The sequence below is a fragment of the Pseudomonas sp. HS6 genome, assembly GCF_023375815.1.
Classification (GTDB): domain Bacteria; phylum Pseudomonadota; class Gammaproteobacteria; order Pseudomonadales; family Pseudomonadaceae; genus Aquipseudomonas.
The window spans coordinates 5809588-5822052 of sequence record NZ_CP067412.1 but is presented as its reverse complement, the minus strand read 5'-3'; the positions used below and the strand labels follow the sequence as shown (position 1 = coordinate 5822052).

The window sequence follows — 12465 nt, the reverse complement described above, 5'->3', positions numbered from 1 at the left end:
CCTGCAATTCAGTACAGAACGCCATCCAGCACTTCGTAGACGATTCCGGTGCCGACCGCGATCAACACGATATCGCCACCGGCACGGCGCCATTCATAGCCCGGATACACCGGCAACCGCCCCAACGCCCGAGCATCCAGCCGCTCGCCGTAATAGCCGTGGGGCAACGGCCGGCCGCGTTCCAGGCGAATACCCGGAGGCGGCGGCGCACCGCGAACGAAGTAGCCATGATTGTCACGAATCACCTGACGCACGGGCCCGAAGTCACGCGGTGGCGGACCGCCGCGGTGACTGCTTTGCCAATCATGGTGATCACCACCGCGATTGTCGTACTGACCCTGCTGCGGGCCGCCGTGGTCGTGATCGTCGCGTGGGTCAGCGCTGGCCAGCAGCGGCGTCGCGCTGATCATCAGCACGCCCAGACTGGCAATCAGACGTTTCGGCATTTTCATGGGTTTTCCTCACTGCACTAACAGCAAAAAGGGATTCAGAACGTGGTTCTGAATCCCTCGGTCTTGCTCAATTAGTCTGTGCCGCGAGGCGCTAATTCCTCTGTATCAGGAACTTTACCTTCAGCTGACGCGAGCCTTACGCACACCTTCGGACAGCGCCGAACACAGGCTCAGCACGCCGTCGATGGCCTGGTCCGGTGTGGTCGCATTGGCGATGTGATCGATCAATGCCGACCCCACCACCACGCCATCGGCCAGACGCGCGATGGACGCAGCCTGCTCCGGTGTACGGATACCGAAACCGATGCTGATCGGCAGGTCGGTATGACGACGCAGACGCGCCACCGCTTCCTCGACGTGCTCCAGAGTCGCGGCACCGGCACCGGTCACACCGGCAACCGACACGTAGTAAACGAAACCGGAGCTGCCGTTCAACACTTTCGGCAGACGTGCATCGTCAGTGGTCGGCGTAGTCAGGCGAATGAAGTCGATGCCCGCAGCCTGGGCCGGATCGCACAGCTCCGAGTTGTGCTCCGGCGGCATGTCGACCACGATCAGGCCGTCAACACCCGCTTCTTTGGCTTCGGCGATGAAGCGCTCGACACCGAACTTGTGGATCGGGTTGAAGTAACCCATCAGCACCAGCGGCGTGTCGCTGTTGTCCTTGCGGAACTCGCGGACCATTTGCAAGGTTTTGATCAGGTTCTGCTTGGCGCCCAAAGCACGGATGTTCGCCAACTGAATCGCCGGGCCGTCGGCCATCGGGTCAGTGAACGGCATGCCCAATTCGATCACGTCGGCACCAGCCTTCGGCAGGCCCTTGAGGATCGCGAGCGAAGTGTCGTAATCCGGGTCACCGGCGGTAACGAAGGTCACCAACGCGGCGCGGTTCTGTTCTTTGAGTTCGGCAAAGCGGGTTTGCAGGCGGCTCATCAGTGTTTCTCCTGCTTCGATTGTTCCATGTGGTGCATGACGGTCTGCATGTCTTTGTCACCGCGGCCGGACAGGTTGACCACCATCAGGTGATCCTTCGGCAGATTCGGTGCGCGCTTGAACACTTCGGCCAGCGCATGAGCGCTTTCCAGTGCCGGGATGATCCCTTCGAGGCGGCAGCATTTGTGGAACGCATCAAGGGCTTCGTCATCGGTCACCGAGGTGTACTGGACGCGGCCGATGTCATGCAACCACGCGTGCTCAGGGCCGATGCCCGGATAGTCGAGGCCAGCGGAAATCGAGTGGGCGTCGATGATCTGGCCATCGTCGTCCTGCAGCAGGAAAGTGCGGTTGCCGTGCAACACACCCGGTACGCCGCCATTGAGGCTGGCCGCATGCTTGCCGGTCTCGATGCCGTAACCGGCGGCTTCGACGCCGATGATCTCGACGCTCTTGTCATCGAGGAACGGGTGGAACAGGCCCATGGCGTTGGAACCGCCACCGATGCACGCCACCAGGCTGTCCGGCAGGCGACCTTCCTGAGCTTGCAGTTGCTCGCGGGTTTCCTTGCCGATCACGGCCTGGAAGTCGCGAACCATGGCTGGGTAAGGGTGCGGGCCGGCCACGGTGCCGATCAGGTAGAAGGTGCTGTCGACGTTGGTCACCCAGTCACGCAGCGCTTCGTTCATTGCGTCTTTCAGGGTGCCGGTGCCGGCGACCACCGGAATCACTTCGGCGCCCAGCAGTTTCATGCGGAACACGTTGGCCTGCTGACGCTCGATGTCAGTGGTGCCCATGTAGATCACGCAGTCCAGACCGAAACGCGCGGCCACGGTGGCGGTGGCCACACCGTGCATGCCGGCGCCGGTCTCGGCGATGATGCGTTTCTTGCCCATGCGCCGCGCCAGCAGGATCTGGCCGATGCAGTTGTTGATCTTGTGCGCGCCGGTGTGGTTCAGCTCTTCGCGCTTGAGGTAGATCTTGGCGCCGCCACAGAACTCGGTCAGGCGCTCGGCGAAATACAGCGGGCTTGGACGTCCAACGTAGTCGCGCTGGAAGTAGGCCAATTCCTCTTTGAACGCCGGATCTTCCTTGGCCGCTTCATATTCACGGGCCAGGTCGAGGATCAACGGCATCAAGGTTTCGGCAACGTAACGGCCGCCGAACGAGCCAAACAGGCCGTTGGCGTCAGGGCCGTTACGCAGATCGGAGGTGTTCGAAGTCTGGGTCATGGTTCGCTCCAGCGGATTTCAGGAGAAGGCAATGGCGTTCACTCTACCCCTGACCTTGCAGGCTGAAAACCGATAAGATCGCCACAACCTGTCAGGAAAACTCACAGATATCATGAGCCATGACCTTCCCCCGCTGAATGCCCTTCGCGCCTTCGAAGCCACCGCCCGGCTGAACAGCGTCAGCCAGGCCGCCGAGCAGCTGCACGTCACCCACGGTGCAGTCAGCCGCCAGCTCAAGGTGCTTGAAGAGCACCTTGGCGTCAGCCTGTTCGTCAAGGACGGTCGCGGCTTGAAACTCACAGATGCCGGTATCCGTCTGCGCGATGCCAGCGGCGAGGCGTTCGACCGCTTGCGCAGCGTTTGCGCCGAGCTGACCCAAAGCACCGCTGATGCACCGTTCGTGCTCGGCTGCTCCGGCAGCCTGCTGGCGCGCTGGTTCATTCCGCGACTGGGAAGGCTGAATGCCGATCTGCCGGACTTGCGTCTGCACCTGTCGGCCGGAGAAGGCGATCTCGATCCACGACGCCCGGGACTCGATGCATTGCTGCTGTTCGCCGAGCCGCCATGGCCAGCCGACATGCAGGTGTACGAGCTGGCCAGCGAACGCATCGGCCCGGTCATGAGCCCGCTGTTCAGCGGCTACCAGCAACTGCAATCGGCGCCGCCCACTGCCCTGCTGGGCGAACCCTTGCTGCACACAACCTCACGCCCGCAAGCCTGGCCGAGCTGGGCGCAGCAATGCGGCCTCGACGCCAAGGCGTTGAAGCTGGGGCAAGGTTTCGAGCATTTGTATTACTTGCTGGAGGCGGCCGTCGCCGGATTGGGCGTGGCGATCGCGCCGGAACCGTTGGTGACCGAAGACTTGAAGGCCGGGCGCCTGGTCGCGCCATGGGGTTTTTGCGAAACCCCGGCGCAACTGGCGTTGTGGCTACCCAAGCGCGCCGCAGACGGACGCGCCCGGCAACTGGCGCAGTGGCTCAGGAACGAGCTACGCCAGGCGGATCACTCGCCGCGCTTGAACAGCAAATAAGCGGCCAGCAGACCCAATGCACCGACCGCGACACCGGCGGTCGTCCACGGATGTTCCTGCGCGTAATCACGGGTGGCGATCCCGGTTTCGCGAGTTTTGACTTTGACTTCTTCGTAGGCATCGCTGAGCAAGCTGCGCGAATGTTTCAGCGCACTTTCGGCGTTGCCCTTGAGCGCCTTGAGGGTCTTGCGCGACTCGTCCGAAGCGTCGTCTTTCAGGCTTTCCAACGACTTGAGCAGACTCTCGATCTCCGCTTCCATGCTTTGCAACGAGGCTTTGCGTAACGAGGTGTTGGCCATGGTGGCTCTCCTGCATTGGTGATGAGTGGCGTGTGTTGTTTGGGACTTCACGGGTTCTGGAAAGTGCAGAAAATCTGAACTCCGGTTTCTCCCGACGACCGAAATCAACAGCGCAAATCGCTGCTAGGCTCAATTCCACACGTCAAGGAGATCGCCATGAGTGACCATCACACCTACAAGAAAGTCGAGCTGGTCGGTTCGTCCACCAGTAGCATCGAAGACGCTATCAACAATGCGTTGGCCGAGGCCAACAAGAGCATCAAGCATCTGGAATGGTTTGAAGTGGTCGATACCCGTGGCCACATCAAGGACGGCAAGGCTGCCCACTTTCAAGTGACCCTGAAAGTCGGGTTCCGGATTGCCAGCAGCTGAGTTTGGTCTACGCTTCTGAACTTGCGCGCTGGCCGAGTGCCATAGGAATGGCAAAGCGCTACAGGGTGAGCGCATCGGGTAGATCGCTCGATGCCCGCCTCTTTTAATCCGACCAGGGAGTGCGACCGATGAAGAAGTTCATGTTGGCTGTAGGTTTGTTGAGCCTTGCGGGTGGTGCTTTTGCTGCCGGCAAGCCCTGTGAAGAAGTGAAAGCCGAAATCGCGGCAAAACTGGATGCGAAACACGTCTCCGGTTATTCGCTGGAAATCGTCGATAAAGGTGCAGCAGCGGGCGGCAAGGTCGTCGGCAAGTGCGAGGGCGGCACCAAGGAAATCGTCTACAAGCGCGGTTGATCGCGCCTGAAATGCAAAAGCCGACGCAATGCGTCGGCTTTTTTGTACCCGGCTATCTTTGTGAACAACTCTCAGACCTCAGCCCTTCATCACCTGCGCCAGCAACTCGTAGGAATGCAGGCGATCGGCGTGTTCGTACAGGTCGCAGGTGAAGATCAGCTCATCCGCCTGAGTCTGTTCGATCAGCACCTCAAGTTTTGCCCGGATTTTCTGCGGGCTGCCGACCATCGCCAGACCGAGGAAATCGCCCACCGCCTCGCGCTCGTGAGGCAGCCACAGGCCGTCCATGGTTTTCACCGGCGGACGCTGCACCAGACTTTGCCCACGCATCAGCGCGAGAATTCGCTGGTAAACCGACGTTGCCAGATAATCGGCCTGCTCATCGGTGTCGGCCGCTACCAGCGGCACGCCGAGCATCACGTACGGCTTGTCGAGCACCGCCGATGGCTTGAAGTGGTTGCGGTAGACGCGAATCGCCTCGTGCATGAAGCGCGGTGCGAAATGCGAGGCAAAGGCGTAGGGCAAACCGCGCTCACCTGCCAGTTGCGCACTGAACAGACTGGAACCCAACAGCCAGATCGGCACGTTGGTACCGGTGCCCGGCATCGCGATCACACGTTGATCCGGCGTACGCGGGCCGAGAAAACGCGCCAGCTCGGCGACGTCTTCCGGGAAATCATCGGCACTGCCAGAGCGCTCACGGCGCAGGGCGCGTGCGGTCATCTGGTCTGAACCAGGGGCACGGCCCAGGCCGAGGTCGATCCGCCCCGGATACAGGCTTTCAAGGGTGCCGAACTGCTCGGCGATCACCAGCGGCGCGTGGTTGGGCAGCATCACGCCACCAGAGCCGACACGGATGGTCGAGGTGCCGCCGGCCAGATAGCCCAGCAACACCGAAGTCGCGGAGCTGGCGATGCCGTCCATGTTGTGGTGCTCGGCGACCCAGAACCGGGTGTAGCCGAACTTTTCGACATGCTGCGCCAGATCCAGCGAGTTGCGCAGCGACTGGGCCGGGCTGCCGTTCTCGCGCACAGGCACCAGATCGAGAGTGGAAAACTTTACGTCGGACAGTTGCTTCATAAACCTGCATCTCCGATTGAGGGCGCAGGTTTGTTCCTGACGAACGCAAACCTGCCCAATTCATAAGCGTGTTCTGTGCAATAAGGGCATATACCCGAGTTTCAATAGCCGATCCGAAATTTCCTACTAAAAAAGTCAACGATTCAGATGAGCTGAACTTTGTCCCGGCGTCTATCCTCAGAAGCCTTGCAAGCAGAAACCCTGATGGCGCGGCGTTTCGCGCCCGAATTGAAGGAGGCACACATGGCTATCGTGAAAAAGGCATCCGCACATTGGGAAGGTGACCTGAAAACCGGCATCGGCTCGATCTCCACCGAAACCGGCGTTCTGCGGGAAGCACCCTACGGGTTCAAGGCCCGCTTCGAGGGCGGCAAAGGCACCAACCCGGAAGAACTGATCGGCGCCGCCCATGCCGGCTGTTTCTCCATGGCGTTCTCGATGATCCTCGGCGACGCCGGCCTGAAGGCCGAAAGCATCGACACCCAGGCGGAAGTCACCCTCGACCAAGTTGACGGCGGTTTCGCGGTCACTGCGGTGAAGCTGATCCTCAAGGCAAAGATTCCGGGCGCCACCCAGGCGCAGTTCGAAGAGCTGAGCAACAAGGCCAAGGAAGGTTGCCCGGTGTCGAAGGTGCTGAACGCGAAGATCAGTCTGGAGGCGTCACTGGTCAGCTGATTGACTTGAGCCGAATCAGAACCCGCCAGGCAAAAATGTGGTCGAATAAATGACAGCAGCTTTCGCGCATCTTCGTGCGCGCTGCTCCCAGGAGCTTCAACCATGAAACGTTTTGCTTTGGCGGTTATCTGTGGCGTGCTGGCAACGTCGGCCTTCGCGGCGCCAAAAGATTGCGAAGAACTCAAGAAAGAGATCGAAATCAAGATTCAGGCGAATGCCGTGCCCTCCTACACGCTGGAGATAGTCTCCAAAGAGGAAGCGGAAAAGCATGACGTCGCCATGATCGTCGGCACCTGCGACTACGGGACAAAAGCCATCATCTATCAGAAGAACGACCGCTGACTCAGGCTAGATGGCGCAATAAGTGTCGCGATCCTCGGCGACGATTTCCCGCTTGGCGTTATACAGCCGGGCACTGGGAGTAAACATCAGGGAGCGGCCCTCCAGCACGTAACGCTGACCCGCTTCGAAATGGTCGAAGCGGATGGTCAGGTAGCACAGGCGCTCCACGGGGTCGTTCAACATTCCGCCCCCTCCACCAGGCGCCTCGAAATCGAAACGCACCAGCAACTCATGGCTGCCGGGCGTTACCTGGAAAAAACGTCCGTCAGTCAGGCGCTGCTTGTCGAGACGTTCGGCCATCAGCAGTTTTCCGCCCGGGGTCGGCGTCGAGAACTCGACCCAAGCCATGTTGGGGTCGACCGGGGGCATCGGCGTCTGACAACCGGCGAGCACGCCGGCAATCAGCAACAGCATCGTCTTGCGCATGATGAATGTCCGTGAATTCGGATATCCAGCATAACGCCGATCAGGTGCGCTGACAGCCTGCCGGTTTGCCTTGGCCGACTACATTTTTCTGCTGGTCATAGAGCTTGGCCCACGGCCGGAAGCCGATATTGCCGGCCTGAAGTTGATAGCGCTGGCCGGCGTTGAAGTCCTTGAATGTCACGTTCAACTGGCAATCGCGCCACAGCGGTTCGGCGTCGGGGCCGATGTTGGTCGCCTCTACCGGAAACTGGTAGCGCACCTTCAATTCATGGCTTCCGGGTTGTACTTCGAAGTAACGTTTGTCGACAGCAGCCTTCCTGTCGACTTCCAACGCTTGCAGCGCCGTGTCCTGTTGCCTGGTATCCAGATCGATCCAGGCTTGCGTGGGGTCGGGCGAAGGCATTCCGAATCCGGCACAACCGGCCAGCGTCAGCAGGCCTCCCGTCAGTATCAACATGCGCATGGCGGAGCTCCAATGGGCGGGATAGTCTTGCGATCAGACTTTCCGGGGGGTTTCTTATTGTGATCAGGCCGTTTCCAAGCCTTGGGTTACTTGATCGCGTTTTGCGGGTTTTGTTTCCGAGCACATTGCTTTTGCTGCTCAACGGTTGTTCCAGCGTCAGCTATTACAGTCAGTTGGCCAGTGGTCAGCTGCAATTGCTGCGGGCGCGCGAACCGGTGGCCAAGGTGATCGCCGACCCGAGCCGGGACGCGACACTGCGCGCCCACCTGGCCCAGTCGCAGAAGGCCCGGGACTTCGCCAGCCAACACCTGCACCTGCCGGATAACCAGAGCTATCGCCTTTACGCCGATATCCATCGCCCGTACGTGGTGTGGAACGTGTTCGCCACCCCGGAGTTTTCCTTGACCCCGCAGAACCATTGCTTTCCGATTGCCGGGTGCGTGGCCTATCGCGGTTACTACAGCCAGAGCGCGGCGCGGGGCGAAGCGGCGATTCAACGCCTGCAAGGCATGGACGTGTCGATTGGCGGCGTCGAAGCCTATTCGACCCTGGGCTGGTTCAATGACCCGATCCTCAACTCGATGATGGGATGGGGCGACGAACGGTTGGCCACGCTGATCTTCCATGAGCTGGGCCACCAACGTTTCTATGTGAAGGACGACACCGAGTTCAACGAGTCCTACGCGACCTTTGTCGAGCAGGAAGGCACCCGGCAGTGGCGGACGTTTCGTGGTTTGCCGCCAGAGAACGATGCCCAGCTCAAACACCGCGATCAGTTCATTCAACTGATCCTCGACACTCGTGGCAGGCTGGCGAAGCTGTACGCTCAGTCGATGCCCGTCGAACAGATGCGCGAACGCAAGGCTGTCGAGTTCGAACGGTTTCGCCGGGACTATCGGGCGATGCGTGACAGCCAATGGGCCGGGGACAAACGTTACGACGCCTGGGTCAATGCGCCGTTGAACAACGCACGACTGTTGCCGTTCGGGCTATACGACCAGTGGGTGCCGGCGTTTGCTGCCTTGTTCAGGCAGGTCGATGGGGACTGGCTGAAGTTCTATGCACAGGTCGAGAAACTGGGCGGATTGCCAGCTGACCAGCGAAAGGCAGCCCTGCGTAAGCTGGCCGCCCTTCGCTCCGATTGACGATCAGCGCTGCAAAAACGCCTGATGCAACTCGGCCAGGGTTTCAAAGTGATAAGCCGGCGCTTCAGCGCTCAGCTCTTCATGACTGCCAAAACCATATCCCACGGCCGCTGCATCCAGCCCGTTGCTGCGTGCACCGATCAGGTCGTGCTTGCGGTCACCGATCATCAGCGTATTGGCCGGATCCAGGCCCTCTTCTGCGATCAGGTGGGCAATCAACTCGACCTTGTTGGTGCGGGTGCCGTCCAGTTCGCTGCCGTAAATCACCTTGAAGTGTTTGGCGAAATCGAAGTGCCGGGCGATTTCCCGGGCGAACACCCACGGTTTTGAGGTCGCTATATACAGCTGCCGACCTTGGCCACTCAGAGTTTCCAGCAGCGGCGTGACGCCCTCGAACACCCGGTTTTCGTACAGCCCGGTGACCTTGAAGCGCTCGCGATAGAAATTCACAGCCTCCCAGGCCTTGGCTTCATCAAAACCATAAAACTGCATGAATGCCTGCAACAGCGGCGGGCCGATGAAGTGTTCCAGTTTGGTCAGGTCTGGCTCATCGATACCAAGCTTGCTCAAAGCGAACTGGATGGAGCGGGTGATGCCCTCGCGCGGATCGGTCAGGGTGCCATCGAGGTCGAACAGTACGGTCTGGTAATGCATGAAAAATCCCGAGCAGTAGAGAGAAAAGTCAGAGCTGGTCGTAGCCTTCAGCCAGATGCAGGTCCTTGAGCTTCACGTAGTTCGCCGCGCTGTAGGTGAAAAAGGCGTTTTCCTTGTCGGTCAGCGGGCGGACCTGCTTCACCGGGCTGCCGACGTACAGGAAACCGCTTTCCAGGCGCTTGCCCGGTGGCACCAGGCTGCCGGCACCAATGATCACGTCGTCCTCGACCACCGCGCCGTCCATGACGATGCTGCCCATGCCGATCAGCACGCGGCTGCCGACGGTGCAGCCATGCAGCATGACCTTGTGGGCGATGGTCACGTCGTCACCGATCAGCAGCGGGAAGCCGTCCGGGTTGAACGGGCCGGCGTGGGTGATGTGCAACACGCAGCCGTCCTGCACGCTGGTGCGTGCGCCGATACGGATGCGGTGCATGTCGCCGCGGATCACAGTCAGCGGCCACACGGAGCTGTCTTCACCGATTTCAACGTCGCCGATCACCACCGCGGAGCCGTCGACAAAAGCGCCTTGGCTCAAGCGTGGGGTGTGATTCTGGTACTTGCGAAGGGACACGATTAGTTCTCTCTCTGTCGCCGATAGCTGCGGTGGGTGTCGATTGTAATTAAGATGGGCGCATGTTTCTTCCAGCCAAGGTGCCAACCGTGAGCGTGAACAACCCTCTTCTGCAGTCCTACGACCTGCCGCCGTTCTCCGCGATCCGTGCCGAACACGTGCAGCCGGCCATCGAAACCATCCTGGCCGACAACCGCGCCGCCATCGCCGAGATCCTCAAGACTCAGGGCCAGAACCCGACCTGGGCCGGGCTGGTGCTGGCGATGGACGAACTCAATGATCGCCTGGGCGCTGCCTGGAGCCCGGTCAGCCACCTCAATGCCGTGTGCAACAGCGCCGAACTGCGTGAAGCCTACGAGTCGTGCCTGCTGGCCCTGAGCGCCTATTCCACCGAGATGGGCCAGAACCGCGAGCTGTTCCAGGCTTATGAAGCCCTGGCCAACAGCCCGGAAGCCGCCGGTTTCGACGTGGCGCAAAAAACCATTCTGGAACACGCCCTGCGCGATTTCCGCCTGTCAGGTATCGACCTGCCGGAAGCCGAACAGAAGCGCTACGCCGAAGTACAGAGCAAGCTGTCCGAGCTGGGCAGCCGCTTCTCCAACCAGTTGCTCGACGCCACACAGGCCTGGACCAAGCACCTGACCGACGAGGTCGCCCTCGCCGGGCTGACCGATTCGGCCAAGGCGCAAATGGCTGCTGCCGCACAGTCCAAAGGCCTCGACGGCTGGCTGATCACCCTGGAATTCCCGAGCTACTACGCGGTGATGACCTACGCCCAGGACCGTGCGCTGCGCGAAGAAGTCTACGCCGCCTACTGCACCCGTGCGTCGGATCAAGGCCCGAACGCCGGCCAGAACGACAACGGCCCGGTCATGGGCGAAATCCTCGACCTGCGTCAGGAGCTGGCAAAACTGCTCGGTTTCTCCAGCTTCTCCGAGCTGAGCCTGGCGACCAAAATGGCCGAGTCCAGCGATCAGGTGCTGAGCTTCCTGCGCGATCTGGCCAAGCGCAGCAAACCGTTTGCCGCCCAGGATCTGCAACAGCTCAAGGCCTACGCCGCCGAGCAAGGCTGTGCCGATCTGCAAAGCTGGGACAGCGGTTTCTACGGTGAAAAACTCCGTGAACAACGCTACAGCGTCGCCCAGGAAACCCTGCGCGCCTATTTCCCGATCGACAAAGTGCTGGGCGGCCTGTTCGCCATCGTTCAGCGTCTGTACGGCATCGAAATCGCCGAACTGAAAGGCTTCGACACCTGGCATCCAGACGTGCGCCTGTTCGAGATCAAGGAAAACGGCCAGCACGTCGGCCGCTTCTTCTTCGACCTCTACGCCCGCGCCAACAAGCGCGGCGGTGCCTGGATGGACGGCGCCCGCGACCGTCGCCGCACCATCGATGGCGTGCTGCAAAGCCCGGTGGCCAACCTCGTGTGCAACTTCACCCCGGCCGACAGCGGCAAGCCTGCGCTGCTGACCCACGATGAAGTGACCACCCTGTTCCACGAATTCGGTCACGGCCTGCATCACCTGCTGACCCGCGTCGAGCATGCCGGCGTATCGGGCATCAACGGCGTGGCGTGGGACGCAGTCGAGCTGCCGAGTCAGTTCATGGAAAACTGGTGCTGGGAGCCGGAAGGTCTCGCACTGATTTCCGGCCACTACGAGTCCGGTGAGCCGCTGCCGCAGGACCTGCTGGAAAAAATGCTCGCAGCGAAGAACTTCCAGTCCGGCCTGATGATGGTGCGTCAGCTGGAGTTCTCGCTGTTCGACTTCGAGCTGCACGCCACTCACGGTGACGGCCGCAGTGTCGCGCAGGTGCTTGAAGGCGTACGCAACGAAGTCTCGGTGATGCGTCCTCCAGCCTACAACCGCTTCCCGAACAGCTTCGCGCACATCTTCGCCGGCGGTTACGCGGCGGGTTACTACAGCTACAAGTGGGCAGAAGTGCTGTCGGCGGATGCCTTCTCCAAGTTCGAAGAAGACGGCGTGCTCAATGCCGACACCGGTCGCGCCTTCCGCGAGGCAATCCTGGCCCGCGGCGGCTCGCAGGAACCGATGGTGCTGTTCGTCGACTTCCGTGGCCGTGAGCCATCGATTGACGCACTCTTGCGCCACAGCGGCCTGAGTGAGGACGCGGCAGCATGAGTGAGGCACCTGTGAAGACCAAAAAACGCTTTATCGCCGGGGCCGTCTGCCCGGCGTGCAGCGAGCCGGACAAGCTGATGATGTGGAGCGAGGACGACGTTCCGCACCGCGAATGTGTGGCGTGCGGCTACAGCGATACGCTGAATGCTCAAGGGCTGTCGGTTCCAAAAGAGCTGGGCACGCGGGTCAATACCAGCGCGCTCAAGCCGGCCCCGGACAAAACGGTTCAGGCGGTGCAGTTCTTCCCGAATCCGAAGCTGAAGAAAAAGCCCGACGAGCAACACTGATCCAGAA

General features: G+C 60.8%; 17 protein-coding genes. 8 read left to right on the top strand and 9 right to left on the bottom strand.

All coding sequences use genetic code 11. The annotated features are described in order from the left end of the window. Nucleotides 1-8: 8 nt before the first annotated feature. From JJN09_RS26495 to trpB, 3 genes are all read right to left on the bottom strand, one after another. Complete coding sequence (locus JJN09_RS26495; protein WP_249484407.1) at nucleotides 9-452, bottom strand: anti-virulence regulator CigR family protein; 444 nt, start codon at nucleotides 450-452, stop codon at nucleotides 9-11. A gap of 120 nt (nucleotides 453-572) precedes the next feature. Next, nucleotides 573-1385, bottom strand: a complete 813-nt coding sequence (gene trpA, locus JJN09_RS26490) for a tryptophan synthase subunit alpha (protein WP_007953915.1) — start codon at nucleotides 1383-1385, stop codon at nucleotides 573-575. Next, nucleotides 1385-2617, bottom strand: a complete 1233-nt coding sequence (gene trpB / locus JJN09_RS26485; protein WP_249484406.1) for a tryptophan synthase subunit beta — start codon at nucleotides 2615-2617, stop codon at nucleotides 1385-1387. The genes trpA and trpB overlap by 1 nt, the downstream gene beginning before the upstream one ends. A 112-nt stretch (nucleotides 2618-2729) precedes the next feature. On the opposite strand from trpB, the gene JJN09_RS26480 reads away from it, so the two are divergent. Further along, entirely contained in the window at nucleotides 2730-3647 is a 918-nt protein-coding gene (locus tag JJN09_RS26480; RefSeq protein WP_249484405.1) for a LysR family transcriptional regulator, read from the top strand. Here the strand turns inward: JJN09_RS26480 and JJN09_RS26475 are convergent. After that, complete coding sequence (locus tag JJN09_RS26475; protein WP_007953918.1) at nucleotides 3620-3946, bottom strand: YqjD family protein; 327 nt, start codon at nucleotides 3944-3946, stop codon at nucleotides 3620-3622. The genes JJN09_RS26480 and JJN09_RS26475 overlap by 28 nt on opposite strands. Nucleotides 3947-4102: 156 nt before the next feature. On the opposite strand from JJN09_RS26475, the gene JJN09_RS26470 reads away from it, so the two are divergent. Beyond that, the gene (locus JJN09_RS26470; RefSeq protein WP_003220389.1) at nucleotides 4103-4318 is read left to right on the top strand and encodes a dodecin; all 216 of its coding nucleotides are present in this window, start codon (nucleotides 4103-4105) and stop codon (nucleotides 4316-4318) included. A gap of 128 nt (nucleotides 4319-4446) precedes the next feature. Then, nucleotides 4447-4671, top strand: coding sequence for a DUF1161 domain-containing protein (locus JJN09_RS26465; protein ID WP_249484404.1), 225 nt, complete (start codon nucleotides 4447-4449; stop codon nucleotides 4669-4671). Between the two features lie 78 nt (nucleotides 4672-4749). Here JJN09_RS26465 and JJN09_RS26460 read toward each other — a convergent pair whose 3' ends face one another. Next, on the bottom strand, nucleotides 4750-5751 hold the full coding sequence (locus JJN09_RS26460; protein ID WP_039764807.1) for an LLM class flavin-dependent oxidoreductase: 1002 nt from the start codon (nucleotides 5749-5751) through the stop codon (nucleotides 4750-4752). Between the two features lie 243 nt (nucleotides 5752-5994). On the opposite strand from JJN09_RS26460, the gene JJN09_RS26455 reads away from it, so the two are divergent. Both JJN09_RS26455 and JJN09_RS26450 read left to right on the top strand, forming a co-directional pair. Next, the gene (locus JJN09_RS26455) at nucleotides 5995-6426 is read left to right on the top strand and encodes an OsmC family protein (RefSeq protein ID WP_249484403.1); all 432 of its coding nucleotides are present in this window, start codon (nucleotides 5995-5997) and stop codon (nucleotides 6424-6426) included. Between the two features lie 102 nt (nucleotides 6427-6528). Further along, nucleotides 6529-6768 (top strand): DUF1161 domain-containing protein, encoded by a 240-nt coding sequence (locus JJN09_RS26450; RefSeq protein WP_249484402.1) that lies wholly within the window; start codon nucleotides 6529-6531, stop codon nucleotides 6766-6768. A gap of 6 nt (nucleotides 6769-6774) precedes the next feature. Here JJN09_RS26450 and JJN09_RS26445 read toward each other — a convergent pair whose 3' ends face one another. Beyond that, a complete protein-coding gene (locus JJN09_RS26445) occupies nucleotides 6775-7194 on the bottom strand; it encodes a hypothetical protein (protein WP_249484401.1) in 420 nt (139 codons plus the stop codon). A 40-nt stretch (nucleotides 7195-7234) separates the two neighbouring features. Then, the gene (locus JJN09_RS26440; RefSeq protein ID WP_249484400.1) at nucleotides 7235-7657 is read right to left on the bottom strand and encodes a hypothetical protein; all 423 of its coding nucleotides are present in this window, start codon (nucleotides 7655-7657) and stop codon (nucleotides 7235-7237) included. A gap of 59 nt (nucleotides 7658-7716) precedes the next feature. Here JJN09_RS26440 and JJN09_RS26435 point away from each other — a divergent pair, with 59 nt between their 5' ends. Further along, nucleotides 7717-8802 (top strand): aminopeptidase, encoded by a 1086-nt coding sequence (locus JJN09_RS26435; protein WP_249484399.1) that lies wholly within the window; start codon nucleotides 7717-7719, stop codon nucleotides 8800-8802. A gap of 3 nt (nucleotides 8803-8805) precedes the next feature. Here the strand turns inward: JJN09_RS26435 and JJN09_RS26430 are convergent, their stop codons facing one another. After that, complete coding sequence (locus tag JJN09_RS26430; RefSeq protein ID WP_096822449.1) at nucleotides 8806-9456, bottom strand: HAD family hydrolase; 651 nt, start codon at nucleotides 9454-9456, stop codon at nucleotides 8806-8808. Between the two features lie 28 nt (nucleotides 9457-9484). After that, a complete protein-coding gene (locus JJN09_RS26425) occupies nucleotides 9485-10030 on the bottom strand; it encodes a gamma carbonic anhydrase family protein (RefSeq protein ID WP_064379538.1) in 546 nt (181 codons plus the stop codon). Nucleotides 10031-10092: 62 nt separating this feature from the next. Between JJN09_RS26425 and prlC the strand changes: the two genes are divergently transcribed. Next, entirely contained in the window at nucleotides 10093-12171 is a 2079-nt protein-coding gene (prlC, locus tag JJN09_RS26420) for an oligopeptidase A (RefSeq protein WP_249484398.1), read from the top strand. Continuing rightward, nucleotides 12168-12458, top strand: a complete 291-nt coding sequence (locus JJN09_RS26415) for a YheV family putative zinc ribbon protein (protein WP_007953955.1) — start codon at nucleotides 12168-12170, stop codon at nucleotides 12456-12458. The genes prlC and JJN09_RS26415 overlap by 4 nt, the downstream gene beginning before the upstream one ends. Nucleotides 12459-12465: the final 7 nt, after the last annotated feature.

Excerpts from the sequence above, each read along its gene's own strand:
- JJN09_RS26495 (WP_249484407.1), bottom strand. The coding sequence starts at position 452 with ATGAAAATGCCGAAACGTCTGATTGCCAGTCTGGGCGTGCTGATGATC.
- trpA (WP_007953915.1), bottom strand. The coding sequence starts at position 1,385 with ATGAGCCGCCTGCAAACCCGCTTTGCCGAACTCAAAGAACAGAACCGC.
- trpB (WP_249484406.1), bottom strand. The coding sequence starts at position 2,617 with ATGACCCAGACTTCGAACACCTCCGATCTGCGTAACGGCCCTGACGCC.
- JJN09_RS26480 (WP_249484405.1), top strand. The coding sequence starts at position 2,730 with ATGAGCCATGACCTTCCCCCGCTGAATGCCCTTCGCGCCTTCGAAGCC.
- JJN09_RS26475 (WP_007953918.1), bottom strand. The coding sequence starts at position 3,946 with ATGGCCAACACCTCGTTACGCAAAGCCTCGTTGCAAAGCATGGAAGCG.
- JJN09_RS26470 (WP_003220389.1), top strand. The coding sequence starts at position 4,103 with ATGAGTGACCATCACACCTACAAGAAAGTCGAGCTGGTCGGTTCGTCC.
- JJN09_RS26465 (WP_249484404.1), top strand. The coding sequence starts at position 4,447 with ATGAAGAAGTTCATGTTGGCTGTAGGTTTGTTGAGCCTTGCGGGTGGT.
- JJN09_RS26460 (WP_039764807.1), bottom strand. The coding sequence starts at position 5,751 with ATGAAGCAACTGTCCGACGTAAAGTTTTCCACTCTCGATCTGGTGCCT.
- JJN09_RS26455 (WP_249484403.1), top strand. The coding sequence starts at position 5,995 with ATGGCTATCGTGAAAAAGGCATCCGCACATTGGGAAGGTGACCTGAAA.
- JJN09_RS26450 (WP_249484402.1), top strand. The coding sequence starts at position 6,529 with ATGAAACGTTTTGCTTTGGCGGTTATCTGTGGCGTGCTGGCAACGTCG.
- JJN09_RS26445 (WP_249484401.1), bottom strand. The coding sequence starts at position 7,194 with ATGCGCAAGACGATGCTGTTGCTGATTGCCGGCGTGCTCGCCGGTTGT.
- JJN09_RS26440 (WP_249484400.1), bottom strand. The coding sequence starts at position 7,657 with ATGCGCATGTTGATACTGACGGGAGGCCTGCTGACGCTGGCCGGTTGT.
- JJN09_RS26430 (WP_096822449.1), bottom strand. The coding sequence starts at position 9,456 with ATGCATTACCAGACCGTACTGTTCGACCTCGATGGCACCCTGACCGAT.
- prlC (WP_249484398.1), top strand. The coding sequence starts at position 10,093 with ATGTTTCTTCCAGCCAAGGTGCCAACCGTGAGCGTGAACAACCCTCTT.
- JJN09_RS26415 (WP_007953955.1), top strand. The coding sequence starts at position 12,168 with ATGAGTGAGGCACCTGTGAAGACCAAAAAACGCTTTATCGCCGGGGCC.